The sequence below is a fragment of the Aureimonas jatrophae genome, from assembly GCF_900104035.1.
Lineage (GTDB): Bacteria > Pseudomonadota > Alphaproteobacteria > Rhizobiales > Rhizobiaceae > Aureimonas > Aureimonas jatrophae.
Window position 1 is genome coordinate 33,511 of sequence record NZ_FNIT01000017.1, and the last position, 18,538, is coordinate 52,048.

Genomic DNA, 18,538 nt, shown 5'->3' on the forward strand with positions numbered 1-18,538 from the left:
ATGAGCGATCTCAAGACCTTGCGAACCTCCATCCGCTTGTTGGAAGGCCCGGTCTATGCGGTGCTCGATGGCGCACAGTTCGAGAACCTGCCCGAAGCGCTGACCGGAGCCGGAATCCTCGCTCGCAGTCTGTATCTCGACAGAGGTGACAACCATCCCGAGCGCCTTATCACGGCGCCGCATATGATCGGGCCCCTCGAAGGCGCGACGCTCGATGCGGTGCTGCGGATGCTGGAAGCTGCTCACCCGGCCGCAGCCGTGTTCTGGGAGTGCGGAGACGGAGGAGAAGTTCTCTTCCGGCACCTGCGCGGCATCAACATGGTGCTTGTGCCACCGGATACGAACGTCGAAGGACCCCCATCCTACGCAGGACCAGCCGTAGCCGACGACCTGGACGTCGGCAGTTCCACGCAGATGCTGGTCTTGTTTCGCCACGCCGACGCGAACGTCATCGGTCAGGTTCTTCCGACACTCGATGCGCTGCAGCGCCGGCGCTTCTTCGGTCCCGCCAGCACCGTCATCGCCCTTCCGGCACCCTTGTGGAATGGCGATGCGTCTGGCCTGTGCGTGGAGCGCGAAAAGGGGGGCGAGACGCGCCCCTCCGGACCGCTTCGACTGGATCGCCGCAACATCGCGGAGATCATGCACGGGCGATGGAGCGGTCTTGAGCGTAAGGTCGCCGAGCAACTGCGTCGGATTGCGCCTGAGCGCACGGGCATGCTGGAAGAAGACAGTTTCAGAGACTTCGTCCAAGGGTCGCTGGAACAATCGCGGCAACTCGGTATCCAAACCGACGGCGGCCATTTCCGGTGGGCCTACATGTCTCTCGTCACGCGTGGCCGGCTTGGCGACAATCCGAGCGTGAAGGCTGCGATGAGCGCTGATGCGCCGGGATACAGTGCGGATATGCGCGTCGCGATGCTCATGCGCTACGCAATCGCATCGATGAAGAACGACGTCGGTCCGGCGGGGGATAGTTGACATGCCCCTGCTCGCACTTCCCCTTATCCCTGCAGCGCTCGCCGCCCTCGGCGAGGCGGCGCTCTTCGTCGGGTCAGCGGCTGCGGTCGGCATCGCCGGCGGCTATGCGATCCGCGAGATGCGGAAGGCCAACGAGGAAGCGGACACGCAGGCCACCACGCGCACCGCAACCGTCACCTGCGCCCGCTGCGCTCAGAATCCCTGCGCTCATCTCGCTTGCGGCGTACCCGGAAGCGCCTATCGGGGTGGCGCGCACGGCTGCATGACAGGTACGCCTGAGACGGTGGGCGACGGTCTCGACAGCCATCACATGCCGGCAAACTCGAAATCGCCGCTTGCGACTCCCGTTGGGCCGGCTGTCCAGATGCGGCCGGAAGATCATGCGCAAACGGCATCCTTCCGTGGCCGGGCGAACGGGGGGACCTATGCCCCGCAACGGGCCCTTCTCGCGCGTGGGCAGGTTTATGCGGCATTCTTGCTCGATGTCGCCGACGTCAAGCGTATCGCAGCCGCACAGGGCGACCCAACACGCTATAATGCCGGTCTGGCTCAGGCATCCGCCTATGCGACCTGTCTGAAGAAAAACGGAATCATAAAGTAAGGATCCCGACCATGTCGCCAACCGCTGACGATTGGACCATCGAACCGGGACAGGGACTCGGACGCCTTCGCTTCGGCATCGCGCCAGCCGCCGTGGAAGCTTTGTCGCAAATCTATGGGAGCGCGACGAGCCGCATGGAGGACCGCATTTCCGACAGCATCCTCCAAGACACGATCGCCGAGCTCGGCGATAGTCTGACGGAAGAGGAGAAACGGGACCTTCTTCAGGTCTATGCCGAACAGGGGCCGGACAATTCCAGCGTGACGGAGGTCCGCGACGATGGTGGGCTTGTCCTGCGCTACGAACATGACCGGTTGGTCGAGCTCACGGTCCTGGCCCGGCGAACGGAGGTTCGCATCGGCGAGGTTCTGGTCTTCTCGGATGACGTTCCGGCTGTTCTGCAGGCTGCCGAAGCGATCAATCGTGCACCGGGCCTCTACAGCGGTACGGCCGCAGCTTTCCCGCACGCCAAGCTGATGATCGAAGGTTTCACGGAGCGAACCACGGTCGATCCCGTCGTGATGTCCCGTCGCGACGAGCGCTATGCGCAGCGCTCCCTGTCCATGTTCGAGACGATCGATACGAGCGGCGATTTTGTGCCCTTCACTTGGCGAAAGGACTGATAGAATCGCCCGATCAATGGTTCGATCGCGTAGTTCGATCGGATTCCTCCTTATCGCCACGACCGCGATCCTGAGAGGATATGGGCACGTCCGACCGGCGAAGGATCTGCAGCCGCGCCCCTTGCTCGCGGTCCCGATTTTGGAAAATCTCCTGGCTGTCGCCGGTTTGGGGATCCCATCCATCGGCGATGACGCGCCGATGGATGGGGCGGGTGCCCACGCCATCGAGAAGGGTTCCGTTAGGCTCCTTCTCGCCTACTTGAGCAACACGGTCGCGCATGCCGATGAAAATGCCATCGTCAAAGAAGATGTCCGCTGAGGTGCCTATGGTGCAGATCCCGAGCGAGGTTCTGGCCTTCTGGAATGACGAGCCGACGCAGCCGGCGAGTTCGGATGAGATCGACCATCTGGAACAGGTCTGCGGTCAGGCTCTTCCTGCGGTCTACCGCGACTTCCTCCTGCGCTACGGGTACAGCCAGTTCGACCTCATAGGCGCCTGCGTCGTCGATGCGCGCTACGACATGAACCCGGACATCGTCACCAAGCCTGTTTCGCTCAGCTTCATATCCTCGCCTGAGAATGCCGAAATGAACCTCCGGGTCTTCGGCACCCCCATGGAGCTCTACGACGACATCGGTCCCCGTATCCCGACGGGAATGCTACCGATCGGACAGGCGATGGCCGAGACGTCGGGTTTGATCCTGATGCAACTGGACGAAAAGAATTATGGAAGCCTTTGGTACTGGGAGCGCGTCGACGAGACTTGGGGTACCGGAAGCAACACGTTGCTGGGCGCGCTCGGCCGCGACATCGAGGACATGCTGGGCAGGGTCAGGCAGACCGAGTGAGCGCAGAGAGCGACCCGACGGCCGGCCGACGCGATCGCTGCCTGCCGGTCGCGAGCCGGGACGTGCTTTCCACGGACTACGGCCGATGGCCCGAAGAGCTTCGAGGATTGGCGGTGGTCCCATTGGCGGAGCGCGCGATCTCCCTAGACGAGTTGCGGGCGTTCGTCGCGAAGGAAAGGGGTTCGCGCGTTTCGTGGATCGTGCCCGATCTCGGACGGCCAGTCTTTCCCAAGATCGCGGTTGTCAGCTGGAAATGCTTCCCATGGCTGGTTCCCGCAACTTACGGCGTCGATCTGGCAGGGTTCTGCAGCGAGCGCATGCGGACGGTGCTCGGCCACTGGCTCGCATCGCAGCGCGCGCCCATTCTTCGATACTTTCCGGTGGTCGATTACCGCCATGTCGTGGAGTTTCGCTTCGATCTGTTCCATGGCACGGAAACGTTGGAGCGCAGCATCGCGAGAACCAGCGTCGAGCCGAACGATGCGATGACCGATAGAGCGCTTGCGCTACTGGAAGTCGTTCGACGTCACGTCGGGGACGTTCGCGTCGATATCGCTGTTCCCCAGGACCCAAGCCGACCGGCGTGGCTCGTAGAGATCAATCCCCCTCGTACTCGTCCCTCCCGTACCGGCAACGACGCGTTGAACTGACCCTTTTCCGACCCCGATGGAGGTCCGATGGCCGCTCCCGTTTCCCTTCGTGGACACATGCATATCTGCCCGATGGTGGATCCTGGACCTCGTCCGCATATCGGCGGACCCGTCGTCGATGTCCGACAGAGCTTCGTGACGGTGGACGGGGTGCCGATCGCAACCGTTGGCGATGCCTGCCTTTGCACAGGCGTACCAACGAAGGATCCCATCACGAGAGGGTCCGCGATCGCCTCAATCGAGGGACGCCGCATCGCCCGTCAGGGCGATGCCTGCTCCCATGGCGGCCAACTCGTGCAAGGTGTTCCATGGATCACCTTCGAGTAAGACGTCCCGCTTGTTGATGGTCCTGCGTTGAGGAACGGATAGAGATGCTTCCGGTCTATCACTTGGTGTTCCCCATCCGGGAGATGGCGTGGATGCCGATAGAGCGGCGTTCCACCTGATCTTCGATTCAACGGTTCGTTGAATCGAGATCGCTTGTCTGCGCAGAGGAACCAGGTTGGTGCGATGATGTCGGTTGGCGGTCTATCTGTTGTCGCGACGGACGTGGTCTTACGCAGGAGATCAACCGACATTGGGAGGAATTCCCCTTGGATGGCCTGGACGTGCCGCCTGGATACGAGCAACGGCTGGTAGAACCGATGGCGGCCTCTCGTGACGGCGAAATCGACGCTTGCGCGCCTCTCGTGCCGAGCCCATCCCCCGCAAGGGCGGAACGGCGTGAGACAGTCGAGGCGGCCGCGCAAGCCGGTGACAAGGAGAAGGTTTCGAGGCTCCATGCGTCCCGATCCGCCACCGGTCGGCTCGCCGAAGGACGGCCTCCGCGGGGACAACGCGCGATGGCGCATGGTCGGCGTGCCGGCGGCGAACGGCGACGCTCCGAAAGCCGCCCATCTTCGCGATAGCGTCTTAGAAGGCGACCGCCAGGTCGGGGTCGTCGGCACGGCTATTCTCATTCCCCTGGAGCTTCTGCGTCGAGAGTTCCACGGTCTGCCGCGAACGGACCCGCGACACGCAAAGCGCAAGCCACAGAAGTCGCGTCGGTCACGCAGGTCTGCATCCGCTTGATGTGTTGTGGGTTGACGACCCGTTCAAGATCGTTCTGGACGACGACCGTTCATCCGCACAACCTCGGCAGCGCATGGATACTGGGCGCACGATCATTGCGATTGCGCTGGGCGGTGACCGTCTTGATTATCTCGATCGTCGCGGACGCGCACACAAGACCGGGATGTCGGACGCGGATCCGGTGGCGGTGGGGACGGAGTTCCTGACCGTCGGCCGCCACCCCCGGCGCGAACGCACGGCCTGAGGAAACAGAGATGATCGAGTTCACCCGCGCCTGCGCCCGTTCCTCGACGGTCCTCTGCGTGACGGCCGTGCCCGAGGGTGCGGAGGCGTTCTCGCCCGAAACGCGCATCTTCCGCTACGAGCATGACGGCGCGCCCGGCGAGCGATGGTACTTCGACGATCTCGACTTCGACGTGGCCGATATGGCTCTCTTCCAGAACCCGGACGTCGATCCCGTCGCCGACTACCCGATCTATCTCTCGTCCGAGGGCGAGGTGTATCACGCCTGGTGGAAGGGAAACTTCCGGGAGACGATAAGGGGTGCCGGCGTATCACGCGACGATGCACGCGGTTACGGCCGGCTTCTGAGGCTCCGCCAGGTGGGAAGCCGGCTCTACGCCTGCGGCGATGGCGGGCAGATCTACGTTCGGGAAGGACGTGACGCCTGGCGTCTCCTGACGGACAGCATCCTGTTCGATCCCGACGCCCATCAGCGACTGAGCGTCCAGGCGCCACCGACCGACGATCCGGCCTTCCTGACGTGGCTCGACGATTTCGAGGCCAACGCGCCGCGCAGCATCCTCCTGAACGGGCTCGGCGGCGTCTCGGAGGACGCGATCTACTTCATCGGCGAGGACGGCACGAAACCGGCCCTCTTCGTCTGGGATGGTTCCGTTCTCCACCAGCTCGAGACCAACGTTGCGGAAGGAGCCCTGACCGATATCTACGTCGCAGATGCCGACAACGTGTGGATCTGCGGTCGCGAGGGTCTGCTGCTTCACGGCTCGTGGGCAAGGGGATTCTATCCTGTCGGCGCCCCGACCCGGTTGAACTTGTTTCACACCCTGACGCCGCTCGACGGGAAGCTCGTGCTCGCGTCGAGCGTTCGCCCGGGAGGGCTCTACGAGGTGAACGCCCGAACCTCGGACTTCGGTCGCTTCAAACCGGCGCTTCCGCGGCTGCGCGGCGCGTTCATCTTTTTCGCCGGCACCGTGGGAGACGTCATGTGGGTCGTCGGACACAAGGACATATTCCGGTTCTCCGGCAACGAATGGGAGCGGATCGAGCATCCGGACCTTCCGTGAGCTCCGAGTTCGACTTCCACGCGAGGCTCGATGCCGGGCGACTTTAACCCCAAGCTGCGTTGCGCCCATGCCATCGATCGGGATCGGTTCGCGCTGGTCTACGGCGAACTGGAATACGACGATACCTTCTCGATCATGCTGTTTCATGACGGCGCCTTCGAGACGCCGTGGCGGCGTATCGACGTTGCACGCGAGATCAATGCCGTCACGTCATTCGGCCCGGCGGTCGCAGGCGCGAGAGGGGAAGCCTATGCCCTTCTGAGCAATGAGGGAGATGTCTACTTTTCCGATCCCGGCTTCCCTGCCGAAAAGATCGCGGGAGCCGGCATCCAGTCGCCGGACGCATCGGGTCGCGGAGCGTTGTACGCCCTGGCAGCTCATGGCGATACGCTCTTTGCTGCCGGCACGAACGGGCAGGTCTATCGGCGCGGGCGGGATGGAGTCTGGATTGCGTGGGGGGATGGCCAGTCCGGCGAGGAGGCCATTGCGCAGGTCGCGCTCGCGGCGATCCAGGCCTTCGGGCCGCAGGTGCTGATGGTGGTCGGTGGCGTTCTGCCGGAGGCACAGGCCTACGACGTCACCGAAGATCCCACCTTCTTCGACGACATGAGCATCGACGACCTGGCGGCCTTGTTCGAGCGACAGTTGGCGCTCGAAGCATCCACGCTCGAAGCGTCGGGCAAGGCGTTCCGGATGGGGGACGGCGGCGTCCTTTCGCTTGTTCCGGCGCCTGTCCCCAACCTCAGGGCGTTGTGCGTCGAGACGGCGGACAGCATCTGGATCGTCGGCGAGAACGGCGCGATCCTGCACGGCGGCCTGGAGCGACCGTTCGAGATCGTCTCCTCCGCGGCCGACCAGCAGACGCTCCTGTCCGTAACCCGTTTTCGTGGCGAGACCATCGTGGCCTCCGAGGACGGGCTTCATCGCTTCGACGGTCACCGTCTTCAGCCGCTGCAGCGGCGTCTTGGGGAGGTGGTCGACAGCGGCGTGCCGAGCCCGCTCAAGGTCCAGGCGGTCGGCGATTTCCTGTTCTACTTCGACGCCAAGCATGGCGTCCGCCTGTGGGACGGGGATAGCTGGGAGGCGGTTCGCGTTCCGCCGGAGCTCCTGAGGCGTGAGTTTCGTGATCCGTCGTGAAACCGATTGGGCCGGGAAACGGACTTGAGTGGCGGATGGCACGCCTGAGTGAACGCATTCCGGCGAGACGCGATGACGATCGACGCGGGTCAGAACCGACCTGTTCGGGGACGACCTCGCCGCGCGACGCGAAATGCGGTTGGCTCATTTCGTTTGCGTCATGGGTTCCTGCGAAGCGCTTCGATGAAGGCGGCAAGGATGGGCCGCATCTGCCGCCGCGTCGGGTAGTAGAGGTGAAATCCGGGAAACGGCGGTAGCCAGTCTTCGAGAAGACGGACGAGGCGACCGTCCTCCAGCGCTGCCGCGACTTCATGATCGAGAAGGTAGCCAACGCCCAGGCCGTCGAGCGCGGCATCGAGCATCAGTTCCGGCTCGTTGAAGGTGAGCGGCCCGGACACGCCGACATCGAGCGTCTGCCCGTCCTTCTCGAACTCCCAGGCGTAGATCGTGCCGGAGCCCATCATCCGGTAGTTGATGCAGCGGTGGTGGACGAGGTCGCGTGGATGCAGGATCGGCTCGCGGGCGGCCAGATAGCCGGGGGCCGCAACGACGGCCATGCGGAGATCCGGCCCGACCCGCAAGGCGATCATGTCGAGCTCCAGCTTCTCGCCGAGGCGGATTCCGGCGTCCAGCCTGTCGGCCACGATGTCCCGATAGGCATAATCGACCAGGACCTCGACCACAGCGTCCGGATAGGCCTGCAGGAAGCTCGGCAGCGCCGGACGGATAACGGCCTCGTAGGCTTGGCGGGTCGACGTGATACGCAGCGTTCCCGATACCCGCTCGCGCCCCTGTTCCAGCGCCTCGAGCGTTCCGCTGATCAATCCCAACGCGGGCTCGAGGTCGCGCAGAAGGGACTGACCGGCTTCCGTCGCCGAGACGCTGCGGCTGGTGCGCTGAAGCAGACGATAACCGAGCGCTGCCTCCAGGCGTCGCATCGTGTGGCTCAGATTGGAGGTCGACGTCCCGAGCTCCGCGGCCGCGCGGGTGAAGCTGCCGGTGCGGGCCACGCGCGCGAAGGCCGCGAGGTCGTCGAGACTGGGCTTCGGCATCGTGCAATCCCGTTCAACGACCCCTGCAATCCAGACGATCTAATCGAACAAAGCGGCGTCGGCTATCTCATGGGCCTTCCCAACGGCAACAGGAGACAGGTCCATGGAAGCCAAAGACGCCGTCTGGTTCATCACGGGTGCATCGCGCGGTCTGGGTCGCGCGCTCACCCACGAAGCGCTGGCCGCCGGTTATCGGGTGGTTCTCGCGGTTCGTCGCCCGGAGGATGTCGCAGACCTCGTGGCCGCGTTCGCGGATCGGGCGATGGCCCTGCGGCTCGACGTGACGAACGACGCCCAAATGCATGATGCCGTCACGCAGGCCACCGCGCGGTTCGATCGGATCGACGTCCTCGTCAACAATGCGGGCTACGGCTACCTCGGTGCGATCGAGGAGGGCGAGGACGCGGCCGTGCGTGCCCTGTTCGACACGAACCTCTTTGCGCCCGTCAGCCTCATCAAGGCGGTTCTTCCGGCGATGCGAGCCCGGCGCAGCGGGCATATCGTCAACATCAGCTCGATCGGCGGCCTCGTGACCTATCCCGGTGTCGGCTACTACAACATGGTGAAGGCCGGTGTCGAAGCCTTGTCGGACGCGTTGGCGAAGGAGGTCGCGGCACTGGGCATCCATGTGACGGTCGTGGCGCCGGGCGCTTTTCGCACGGACTTCCGCGGACCGGAATCCTTGCGGATCGCGCCGCTCGAGATCGCCGACTACGCCGAGACGGCGGGGCGGGCCCGCGCGGGAACGCGGGCGGGCCACGGGCTGCAGCGGGGCGACCCGGCCAAGGGCGCGCAGGCGATCATCGCGGCGGTCGAGGCCGAGCGTCCACCCGTCCACCTCCTGATCGGCGGCGATGCCCTCGACCAACTGCGCGCCAAGCTCGATGATCTGCGTGCGGAGACCGACGCGTGGGAGGACGTGACGCGCGGAACCGACTTCGCCGCCGCTTGATCCCGCGAGTCGCAAGGGCCGGGGGCGGCTGTCCCCGTTCGTCCGTGAGCCTCCGTTGATCCGTCCCGTTCCGGGGGGCGGGAAGGGGGCTCACATCAGCGGACCGCGCTCTCCCACCGGGCATAGGCGTCCATGAGCCGGGGAAAGTCGTCCGGCGCGGGAAAGCGCTCGAAGCGGTGCGGAGCCACAGGCGCGACGAAGGGCAGCCGCTCCGACGTGAAGCTTTCCACAAAGGGCGCGAACGCAGCGGCATCCTCGAACAGGCTCGAGCGAACGACGACGATGTCGCCGAGCCCGGGCGGGCGCGTGAAGACCCAACTCCCGCACGCGACGCAGCCCTGGTGGCCCGCCTCCGGACGAGCACCGATCGGCCGCGTCTCGCCGGCGTCGAGCGCGATCGCTCCCGAGGGGTAGATCGCTCCGAGCGAGTAGGGCCCGCCTGTCATTCGCCGGCATCCCGCGCAATGGCAGGCGCCGGTGGCGAGAGGAGCACCTCGCGCGCGCAAGCGGACCGAGCCGCAGCGGCAGGTCGCCAGATGGTCGTCCGCCTGTTTCATGTCGGCCTCCGGGACGCTTGCTACGGACGTCGCTCTCCCATGGCTCGCGGGAGCCGGATCAGGCAAGCTCGCGAATGTCGAAGCGTGTCACCCGGCCAGCCTCGAACCGGAAGAGATGACCCACGAGCTTGTCCTTGAGCCCCTTCTCCTGAACTGGGTTCCCGGTCAGATCGCGAATGGTTTGTCGGACCTCGACCAGAACGGAGTCGGGCTCGGTCTCCTCGAAGCGCAAAGGGTCGACGTGGGGGTCAACAACGGACCATTGGCGCAGCCAGTAGTCACGGATCCCGGCGTGTCCTTCGACATGGCCTCCGTCCATGCCGTTGGCCCAGGCGACATCCTCGGCGAGCATGGGAAGGATGGCATCGATATCCTTGGCGTTGAACCGGTCGTAGAGGCGTCGAAGGGTCTGGATGTTCGGGTTCGTCATCACGGCGTCTTTCACGGGAGCGGGAGGACTGCCTCGAGGCGCTGTCCGAAGCAGGATGGGCCGACGGCGTTCTTGCCGCCGACCGTGCAGCCGTTTATATAGGACCCTATATTATTTGGATAGGGTCCTATGCGAAAATCCCGCGCCATGATCGACGTACTGCGCAGTCCCGGCCATCTCGTCAGTCTGGCCGCGCGCGGGTTTTCGCGGCTTAGCGAGGCTCGGTTGAAACCTTTGGGGTTCGGGGTCGGGACGCTGCCGGTGCTGATCGCATTGGAGGAGGGGCGGGCCCACACCCAACGCGACCTTGCCGACTTCGCCAGGATCGAGCAGCCATCCATGGCGCAGATGCTGGCACGGATGGAGCGCGACGGGCTGATCCGGAGAACGCCGGATCCCCGGGACGGACGATCCAGCCTCGTCGCGTTGACCGACGCGGCCCGGACGCGTCTTCCGGACGCTTGCGCGGTTCTTTTTGCCGGCAACGATGAAGCGCTCGCGGGCCTCACGCAGGCGGAAGCCGTTCAGTTTGTCGCTCTGCTCGAACGCGTGATCGACAACCTCGACCAGATCGCGAAGAAGGGCGACGCCGGTCGTTGAGCTCGTCCGGCGAGGGGGCGGCGGCGCCCGCTTCCCCGGGACGGCTCGCTTGGTGCGGGACATCGCCGACACGGATGGGGGCGCCGTACCCACCACTCCCGCAATAAAGCCCAACTCAACCAGGTGTTCGTGGAATGCTTGCCTTCGAGAACAGGTGCCGAGCGGTGCGCGAGACCGGGAACGACCTCGGCACGATGTCCGACTGCCAAACCCGCTCCCGAGATCAACGACCCGCTCAGCCCGGGAGCAGCCCGAACGGTCGGACGCCAAACGCGCGGATGTGGCCGGCACCTCCGTGCATCGCGCCATCCGACAATGGGTCGGGATGCGGTTGGTGCCGGCTTCGCTCGCCGGTCAGAAGTCGATCGATGCGGAGACGAGGAATGTCCGGGGAGCGCCGGCCGCCAGGAAGCCACGCGCCGACGAGGCCCAATAGGATTCGTTGAACACGTTCTCGACGTTGAACGTCACCTCGACCGGCTTGTCGTAGGGTCCGACGAAGCCGTATCGCGCGCCGAGATCGAAGCGCGTCCAGTCCTCGACGCGTTGCGTGTTGGCCTGGTCGTAGCGCGTCCCGCCCGTATGCAGCATGCGGCCCGTGACGGTCAGTCCCGGTGCGAGCCAGTCCACGTCGTATTCTCCGTAGAGGTTGAAGGCGACCTTGGGTACGCCCGGCACGCTGTTGCCGTCGAAGCGGCCGCCCGCGGTCTTCTCCAGTTCCGCCTCGATCAGGGTGAGGCCGCCGAGCAGCCGGACGCCTTCCACGATTTCGCCGAAGACCGTGAACTCGGCGCCCCGGTTCGACTGGAGCCCGTCGACCGAGAAGAGACGCGAGGCCGGGTCGGTGAAGCCGCTCGGCTGCTCGATCTGGAACAGCGAGGTCGTGAAGCCGAAGCTGCCGAAGTCGTACTTGATGCCGACCTCCTTCTGCTCGCTGACGACGGGCGCGAAGACCTCGCTGGCGTTCAGCGCGGTCGCCGGAGCGGTCGGGCCTTCCGTCAGCGCCTCGATGTAGTTGCCGTAGACCGAGAAATGCTCGGTCAGGCGCACCACGGCGCCGACCGCCGGGCTGAAGCGGGAGTCCTCGTAGTTGTAGGTCTGGTCGCCGAGCGTCGGCCCGACCACCGTCGAGAAGCCGCGCGAGCGGATGTCCTGGTAGCGCCCGCCCAGCGTCAGCTGAAACCGCTCCTCGGCCACGGACAGCGTGTCGGATACCGCCAGACTGGTCAGAAGCAGATCGGCGAACAGCGGCCGGCCGCTCGCGAGCGGGAAGTCGAACGAGCCGACGCGGCTCGCCGGCAGGAAGCTCGGTTCGTAGATGTTGGTGCGGAAGGTCGGCAACGTGATGCGCGGGAAGCCGCCGCGATAGTTCTCGTTGATCGCCCGCGATACCGAGACGTTGAGCTGGTGGCCGACGAAGCCGGTCTCGAAGCGTGAGCGCACGCCCACCTCTCCCGTGCGCCCCTCGATCTGCTGGGGCTGAATGGCGAGCGTTCCCGTCGCGTTCCCCGCCACGTCGTTGATCAGGTAGGACGAGGTCAGGAAGTCCTCGCGGTACCGACTGGCGCCGCCCGCGGCATAGACCGTCGTGTTCTCGAGCACGTCGAACTCCACGCGGCCCGCCGCCATGTCGTAGACGCTGTCGATGTACTCGAACGAGTTCGCCGTGTTGATGCGGCCGTCCGGCGCGCGCGGGATCGGAATGCCCGGTGCGGCCGCGTTGAACAGCGAGATCGGGGCGTCGATCTTCTGGTCGGAATGGTTGAGATCGAGCGAGGCGCGCAGGCGCTCGCCGCTATAGTCGAGGCCGAGCGCGCCGACCACGACCTCGTTTTCGTTGCGGTCGAGCGGCGTGTCGCCGGCGCGATACGAGCCGTTGACGCGAATGCCCCATTCGCCGCCCTCGCCATAGCGCCGGGCGACGTCGAAATGCGGCCAGACCTGCGAGTCGCTGAGATACGTCGTCGTGAGTCGGTTGAGGGGTTCGTCCGGCGCGCGCTTGGGAATGAGATTGATCGTGCCGCCGACGCGTCCGACACCGCCGTTGAGGAGCGCCGTCGGACCCTTCAGGATCTCGACCCGCTCGATGCCCTCGAGAAACTGCCGGCGCGGGTTGGCAATATAGAAGAGGCCGTCATAGGCCGTGTCAAGATTGGTGACCGAGAAGCCGCGGATGAAGAAGGCATCGCGCTCGGAAAAGGCCGGTGCGTCGTTGCGCACGGAGGGGTCGTTCAGGACGACGTCAGCCAGCGTGCGGGCCTGCTGGTTGCGGATCAGCTGTTCCGTGAAGCTCACGACATTGAACGGCGTCTCGAGGATCGACCGGTTGCCGAGCGCCCCGAGGCGGGCGCCCGTCGCGACCTGTCCCCCAGCATAGGGGGCGGGCGGCTGTCCGACCGTTCCGGTCGCCGGAGGCTGTCCAGCCGCACCGTCCACGACCACCTCGTCGAGAAGAACCGACTCCGGTACGCTTGCCTCCTGTGGGCGGGGACGCCGCGCGTCCTGCGCGTAGGCCGACGCGCAACCCAGCGCCAGGAGCGATACCCCGAACAGAGCGGAACGGAACGGGGTTGCGCGGCTGGGCGGTCGCATGGGGCGTCTCCGGGACCTCGGCGGACCATCCGCGCAGAAGTTGTGGTTCCGGCTTAGGAAGCGAGGGGGCTCGACCACAAGAAAGAACGCCTCTAAAACATGACGAATCAAGTCATGTTTGCAGATCTGCAACAGCAAATCACGAGCCCGTCATCGCAACGGGTACTGAGCCTGGTTCTGCTCGTCCGTCATGGCAACCGCGGTCATAAAACTGGACAAATCCACTCCAGTCTAAGAAACCTCCCCGGGCGGCCGAAACGGCCGTGCCGGAGATCCACTGTGCCCATGACCCAGCTACGGACCGCTGCCTTCCTCGCCATGCTCGCATGGGCGGGCGCCGCATCGCCTGGCCATGCCGAGCCGACAGTGGTTCGCCACGCGCAAGGGGCCACGACGCTCGACGGCGTGCCGCGAACCGTCGTGGTGACCGACTGGGCGGCGTTCGACAACCTTCAGGCTCTCGGCGTTCCCGTCGCGGGCGTGCCGGCCTCGGCGACGCCGCCCTACCTCGCCGACCTCGTGCCGACGGAAACCTTGCGGGTCGGCTCGCTTCAGGAACCCGACATCGAGGGTATCGCGGCCGCCCAACCCGATCTGGCGATCGTCGCGAACCGCTCGCGCCGCGCCTATCCGACGCTCACGGAGCTGACGCCCACGCTCGACATGACCGTCGACAACGCCGACATCGTCGGTGGCGTCAAGGCAAGCCTCGTTCAGTACGGCGCGATCTTCGGGCTGGCGGCTCGCGCGGCCGAGCTGACGGCGGCGCTCGATGCCAAGGTGGCCGAGGCGCGCGCGGCGGCCCAAGGCAGGGGAACGGGCCTCGTGATCGTCACGAACGGCGGCCGGCTCGGGGTCTACGGGCCCGGCTCGCGCGTTGCCTGGATCTACGACGCTCTCGCCATCCCCTCGGTCTTCGCGAGCGTCGACGACGGCGACCACGGCGGCGATGCCGTCTCGTACGAGTATCTCCTCGACAAGAACCCGGACTGGCTCTTCGTGGTGGATCGCGATGCGGGCATTGGCCAGGAGGGCTCCGCGCGCGCGACGCTCGACAACGAACTGGTTCACGGCACGACCTTCTGGCGCAAGAACCAGATCGTCTTTCTCGACCCGGCCGCCGCCTATGTGACGATGCACGGCTACACCGGGCTGATGCTGCTTCTGGATCAGGTCATCGCGGGATATCGCGGCGGCGCGTGAGGACGCTCGCCGTCCGGAGCCCGCTCCCTTGAAACTCCTCGTTTGCGCCGTCCTCGCGGTTGCCCTGCTCGCCGTTGCCAGCCTCTTCGTCGGCGTCGGCGATGTCTCGCCGGGCGCGCTCCTCGGTGTCTCGACGGACGATCGAGCCGTGCAACTGCTGCTGGCGAGCCGGGTCCCGCGCACGCTCGCGATCCTGCTCGCCGGATCCTCGCTGGCGATCGCAGGCCTCGTGATGCAGATGATCGTGCGCAACCGCTTCGTGGAGCCTTCGACCACCGGCACCACGGAGGCCGCCTCGCTCGGCTTCCTGGTCGCCACGATCCTCGCTCCGGGCTGGCCGATCATGGGCAAGATGCTCGTCTCGGCCCTTTTCGCGCTCGTGGGGACCGCGCTCTTCCTGCGCGTCCTTCGCGCCGTGCCGCTTCGCGATGCGATGCTGGTGCCTCTGGTCGGCATCATGCTGGGCGGCGTGACGGGGGCGCTCGCCACCTTTCTCGCCTACCGCTTCAACCTCCTTCCCTCGCTTCTCGCCTGGACGACCGGCGACTTCTCCGGGGTCCTGCGCGGGCGCTACGAACTTCTCTGGTTCGGGCTCGGCGCGACGGTCCTTGCCTATCTCGCCGCCGACCGGTTCACCGTCGCGGGTATGGGCCGCGATGTCACGATCGGGCTCGGCCTCAGCTACGAGGCGGCGATGACGCTGGGGCTCGTTCTCGTCTCGGTGATCGCGGCGGTATGCCTCGTCTCAGTCGGCGCGATTCCGTTTCTCGGTCTTGTGGTTCCCAACCTCGTCAGCCTGGCGGTGGGCGACAACATGCGTCGTTCCGTGCCCTGGGTGGCAGTGGGCGGTGCCGGCCTCGTCCTCGTCTGCGACCTCGTCGGGCGTCTCGTGCGCTACCCCTACGAGATCCCGATCGGCGTCGTGATGGGGGTTCTCGGCAGCGTGGTCTTCCTCCATCTCCTTCTGCGCGCGAGGCAGCATGCCGCGTGATGGGGGCGGCCTTCCGGCGGGCGGACCTCCGTTTGCAGTCGTTCGTCGGCTGGCTCCGATCGAGCGTGCGCCGCTCGTCCTCGCAATCCTCGGTGTTCTTGCCCTCGCGTCAGCGCTCGCCTTCCTGACGGTCGGTGCCCGCGGTTCCTGGAGCTTCGTCCTGACTTTCCGCGGCGGACGGCTGCTGGCGCTTGTGCTGGTCGCCTATTGCATCGCGGTCTCGACGGTTCTGTTCCAGACCGTGACGCGCAACCGCATCCTGACGCCCGCCATCATGGGCTTCGATGCGCTCTATATTCTCGTCCAGACCACCGTTGCGTTCTTTTTCGGCGCCCACGTGCTGGGGCTCGCAGACCCGCATCTGCGGTTCCTCGGCGAGACGGCGCTCATGGTCGGCTTCTCCGTTCTTCTCTTCCGCTGGCTGTTCCTGGGCGAAGAGCGCAGCCTCCATCTCCTTGTGCTGGTCGGCATCGTGTTCGGCATCCTGTTCCGCTCGCTTTCCACCTTCCTGCAGCGGCTGCTCGACCCCAATGCCTTCCAGGTCCTTCAGGACTCGCTGTTCGCAAGCTTCGGGACGGTGGACACGACGCTTCTCGGCCTGTCCTACGCGCTAGCCGCCGCAGCGACGCTGGTCCTGTGGCGACTCGGCCCGGCGCTCGACATCCTCGCGCTCGGCCGGGACCACGCGATCAATCTGGGCGTCGAATACGGGCGTACCGTGCTGGCGATCCTTGTGGTCGTCTCGGTTCTGGTTGCGATCTCCACGGCTCTTGTCGGCCCGGTGACCTTCTTCGGTCTTCTGGTCGCCAGCCTCGCGCACGCACTGGTCGGGCGCTCGCGCCATCGCGACGTGCTGCCGGCGGCCGTGCTCCTCGGAGTGGTCGCTCTGGTCGGCGGCCAGTTGGTGCTCGAGCGCGTCTTCCGCTTCGACACCGCCTTGTCCGTGATCGTCGAGTTTCTGGGCGGCATCGTCTTCGTCGCCCTCGTCCTCAGGGGAGGCATGCGGTGATCGAGGTCGAGAACGTCAGCAAGAGCTACCGCGGGTCCCTGGTCGTAGACGACGTCAGCCTGCGCATTCCCGCGCGGGGCGTCACCTCGATCATCGGCGCGAACGGTGCCGGCAAGTCGACGCTTCTCTCGATGATCGCGCGGCTCGTCGGGCTCGACGGGGGGCGCATCGTGGTGGACGGGTTGAATGTCGGCACGACCGCCGGTCCGGTTCTGGCGCGGCGTCTGGCGGTTCTGCGGCAGGACAATCACATGACCGCCCGACTGACGGTCCGCGAACTCGTGGCCTTCGGGCGCTACCCGCACTCGCGCGGGCGCCCCGTCGCGGGCGACGCGGAGCACGTCGCGCGAGCCCTGCGATACCTTGATCTCGACGATCTCGCCGACCGGTTCCTGGACGAGCTGTCCGGCGGACAGCGGCAACGCGCCTTTGTTGCCATGGTCCTGTGTCAGGACACCGACTACGTCCTTCTCGACGAGCCGCTCAACAACCTCGACATGCGCCACGCGGCGGCGATGATGCGCATCCTGCGCCGGGCCGCCGACGAGCTCGGCCGGACCGTCGTGGTCGTGTTGCACGACATCAACGTCGCGTCCTGGCACTGCGATCACATCGTCGCCATGCGCGCCGGTCGCATCTGCCGGCAGGGTACGCCCGACGAGATCGTATGCGAGCCCGTGCTGCAGGAGATCTATGGCGTTCCCCTCAAGGTCGAGCGGATCGAGGGGCGACCGGTCTGCTTGTTCTGGCGGTAAGTCGGGCCCGCACACCAACGTCGAGCCGTGAACGCCGACACGGTCGATCAAACCGCCGCGGTCTCGGCGACCGAGCTGAGCACGGGGGCCTTTGATCGGGTTCCGAGACGGGCCCCTCTGCGATCCCCAAGCCGGTGCGCCGGACCGAGGCGCGGCTGTTCGGCCAGTCTCAAGGCGAGACGCTTCGCAAGATCGCTCGACGATCCGCCCGGTTCATTCGCCACTCCGACAGCGGTGGGTGCCGCAAGCAACGGCCGCATCCCCACAACCTGCGAAACCGTCGCCGGGCACACCGCCGAACTTCACCGTCGTGAAGCCTTCGACAGGTGAACAAGCGGTGGAGCACATGGAGCGAGCCGTTCAGCGGCCCTGCCGAGCCACTCGGCCCCTTGTCCGGCTACCGAGCAACGTGTCGCTCCATGTCGAGGCCGCTCTGCCGAGACGGGGCGTGTCTGGGCTCACAGCGCCGAGCTCGTCTGGGAGGCCTGCGCCTTATCAAGCGGGCGCATCACGCACGGTTGGACGATGAAGGATCGATCGCACGCACAACCGAATCCCGTTACCGACAGGCACGAAGGGCTCACGCAATGCGGGCAGGTTGAATGGTGCCGCTTAGGTGACTCGAACACCTGACCCCATCATTACGAATGGTGCGTTCAGGCATTGAATCGGAAATCGATTCGAATGTGAATCGGCAAGTTGACGATCGGTGAACGTTGATTCGCAATGATCTCAGCGAATCCTCGACACGAATCGGCAGAAGCCCCAAATTGAGCAGTTCAAGCTCGTCGTGTCCCCACGTGTCCCCAGAGTTGCCCTTGCCCGAGATCCTGACACAAAAGCATGTCGAAGTGGCCTGCCCCGGTTAGGTGGCCCGGTTTCAATCTAATGCATGGTGGGCTTGCAGGCGACGGTAGAGGTGGCCGGCGAAGCAGGTTGGGGTGGCGCAGCCGGCCACGGCACGGTGGCTGGAGCGGGTGGCCGGTAGCCGAGCGAGGAGTGCGGTCGCTTGGTGTTGTAGTGGCAGCGCCAGCTCTCGATGACGATCCGGGCTTCGGCTAGGCTGTAGAAGATCTCGCCGTTGAGGAGTTCGTCGCGGAGCTTGGAGTTGAAGCTTTCGCAATAACCGTTCTCCCAGGGGCTGCCCGGCTCGATGAACGCGGTCCTGGCCCCGACCGC

Annotated in this window: 21 protein-coding genes; 16 read left to right on the forward strand and 5 right to left on the reverse strand. The window is 65.6% G+C overall.

The window, feature by feature from the left end; all coding sequences use genetic code 11:
• The 10 genes from BLQ76_RS20735 (at window position 1) to BLQ76_RS20775 (ending at window position 7,218) form a co-directional block, all read left to right on the forward strand.
• The gene (locus BLQ76_RS20735; protein ID WP_090677111.1) at window positions 1-981 is read left to right on the forward strand and encodes a DUF4123 domain-containing protein; all 981 of its coding nucleotides are present in this window, start codon (window positions 1-3) and stop codon (window positions 979-981) included.
• 1 nt (window position 982) lies between these two features.
• Window positions 983-1,582: a hypothetical protein gene (locus tag BLQ76_RS20740; protein WP_090677112.1), complete on the forward strand. Its 600-nt coding sequence runs from the start codon at window positions 983-985 to the stop codon at window positions 1,580-1,582.
• Between the two features lie 11 nt (window positions 1,583-1,593).
• Window positions 1,594-2,205, forward strand: coding sequence for a hypothetical protein (locus BLQ76_RS20745; protein ID WP_090677113.1), 612 nt, complete (start codon window positions 1,594-1,596; stop codon window positions 2,203-2,205).
• Window positions 2,206-2,326: 121 nt separating this feature from the next.
• Window positions 2,327-2,524 carry a hypothetical protein gene (locus BLQ76_RS21870; RefSeq protein ID WP_170842705.1) on the forward strand — a complete coding sequence of 66 codons (198 nt, stop codon included), beginning with the start codon at window positions 2,327-2,329 and terminating at the stop codon, window positions 2,522-2,524.
• A 7-nt stretch (window positions 2,525-2,531) separates the two neighbouring features.
• Entirely contained in the window at window positions 2,532-3,053 is a 522-nt protein-coding gene (locus BLQ76_RS20755) for an SMI1/KNR4 family protein (RefSeq protein ID WP_170842706.1), read from the forward strand.
• A 62-nt stretch (window positions 3,054-3,115) separates the two neighbouring features.
• Entirely contained in the window at window positions 3,116-3,703 is a 588-nt protein-coding gene (locus BLQ76_RS20760; RefSeq protein WP_170842707.1) for a hypothetical protein, read from the forward strand.
• Window positions 3,704-3,730: 27 nt separating this feature from the next.
• Entirely contained in the window at window positions 3,731-4,030 is a 300-nt protein-coding gene (locus BLQ76_RS20765) for a PAAR domain-containing protein (protein WP_090677119.1), read from the forward strand.
• 748 nt (window positions 4,031-4,778) lie between these two features.
• Window positions 4,779-5,018, forward strand: a complete 240-nt coding sequence (locus BLQ76_RS21875) for a hypothetical protein (RefSeq protein WP_139184085.1) — start codon at window positions 4,779-4,781, stop codon at window positions 5,016-5,018.
• Between the two features lie 10 nt (window positions 5,019-5,028).
• Window positions 5,029-6,081, forward strand: coding sequence for a beta propeller repeat protein (locus tag BLQ76_RS20770; protein WP_090677121.1), 1,053 nt, complete (start codon window positions 5,029-5,031; stop codon window positions 6,079-6,081).
• 30 nt (window positions 6,082-6,111) lie between these two features.
• A complete protein-coding gene (locus BLQ76_RS20775; protein ID WP_090677122.1) occupies window positions 6,112-7,218 on the forward strand; it encodes a hypothetical protein in 1,107 nt (368 codons plus the stop codon).
• Between the two features lie 158 nt (window positions 7,219-7,376).
• Here BLQ76_RS20775 and BLQ76_RS20780 read toward each other — a convergent pair whose 3' ends face one another.
• On the reverse strand, window positions 7,377-8,270 hold the full coding sequence (locus BLQ76_RS20780; protein WP_090677124.1) for a LysR family transcriptional regulator: 894 nt from the start codon (window positions 8,268-8,270) through the stop codon (window positions 7,377-7,379).
• Window positions 8,271-8,373: 103 nt separating this feature from the next.
• On the opposite strand from BLQ76_RS20780, the gene BLQ76_RS20785 reads away from it, so the two are divergent.
• Complete coding sequence (locus BLQ76_RS20785) at window positions 8,374-9,222, forward strand: oxidoreductase (protein WP_090677125.1); 849 nt, start codon at window positions 8,374-8,376, stop codon at window positions 9,220-9,222.
• A gap of 95 nt (window positions 9,223-9,317) precedes the next feature.
• On the opposite strand, the gene BLQ76_RS20790 is transcribed toward BLQ76_RS20785, so the two are convergent.
• Both BLQ76_RS20790 and BLQ76_RS20795 read right to left on the reverse strand, forming a co-directional pair.
• On the reverse strand, window positions 9,318-9,779 hold the full coding sequence (locus BLQ76_RS20790; protein WP_090677127.1) for a GFA family protein: 462 nt from the start codon (window positions 9,777-9,779) through the stop codon (window positions 9,318-9,320).
• A 58-nt stretch (window positions 9,780-9,837) separates the two neighbouring features.
• Window positions 9,838-10,209, reverse strand: a complete 372-nt coding sequence (locus BLQ76_RS20795; RefSeq protein ID WP_090677129.1) for a nuclear transport factor 2 family protein — start codon at window positions 10,207-10,209, stop codon at window positions 9,838-9,840.
• Window positions 10,210-10,356: 147 nt separating this feature from the next.
• Between BLQ76_RS20795 and BLQ76_RS20800 the strand changes: the two genes are divergently transcribed.
• Window positions 10,357-10,809, forward strand: coding sequence for a MarR family winged helix-turn-helix transcriptional regulator (locus BLQ76_RS20800; RefSeq protein ID WP_170842708.1), 453 nt, complete (start codon window positions 10,357-10,359; stop codon window positions 10,807-10,809).
• A 354-nt stretch (window positions 10,810-11,163) separates the two neighbouring features.
• Here the strand turns inward: BLQ76_RS20800 and BLQ76_RS20805 are convergent, their stop codons facing one another.
• Complete coding sequence (locus BLQ76_RS20805; protein WP_090677133.1) at window positions 11,164-13,401, reverse strand: TonB-dependent receptor; 2,238 nt, start codon at window positions 13,399-13,401, stop codon at window positions 11,164-11,166.
• Window positions 13,402-13,686: 285 nt separating this feature from the next.
• Between BLQ76_RS20805 and BLQ76_RS20810 the strand changes: the two genes are divergently transcribed.
• From BLQ76_RS20810 to BLQ76_RS20825, 4 genes are read left to right on the forward strand one after another with little or no spacing between them, the layout of a single operon-like run.
• The gene (locus tag BLQ76_RS20810; RefSeq protein WP_170842709.1) at window positions 13,687-14,604 is read left to right on the forward strand and encodes a siderophore ABC transporter substrate-binding protein; all 918 of its coding nucleotides are present in this window, start codon (window positions 13,687-13,689) and stop codon (window positions 14,602-14,604) included.
• A 28-nt stretch (window positions 14,605-14,632) separates the two neighbouring features.
• On the forward strand, window positions 14,633-15,595 hold the full coding sequence (locus BLQ76_RS20815) for an ABC transporter permease (RefSeq protein WP_090677139.1): 963 nt from the start codon (window positions 14,633-14,635) through the stop codon (window positions 15,593-15,595).
• Window positions 15,585-16,604, forward strand: coding sequence for an iron chelate uptake ABC transporter family permease subunit (locus BLQ76_RS20820; RefSeq protein WP_090677141.1), 1,020 nt, complete (start codon window positions 15,585-15,587; stop codon window positions 16,602-16,604). The genes BLQ76_RS20815 and BLQ76_RS20820 overlap by 11 nt, the downstream gene beginning before the upstream one ends.
• Entirely contained in the window at window positions 16,601-17,359 is a 759-nt protein-coding gene (locus BLQ76_RS20825; RefSeq protein ID WP_090677142.1) for an iron ABC transporter ATP-binding protein, read from the forward strand. Before BLQ76_RS20820 ends, BLQ76_RS20825 begins: the two co-directional genes overlap by 4 nt.
• A gap of 885 nt (window positions 17,360-18,244) precedes the next feature.
• Here the strand turns inward: BLQ76_RS20825 and BLQ76_RS20830 are convergent.
• A partial coding sequence (locus BLQ76_RS20830) for an integrase core domain-containing protein (RefSeq protein ID WP_139184086.1) occupies window positions 18,245-18,538 on the reverse strand: 294 nt, incomplete at its 5' end.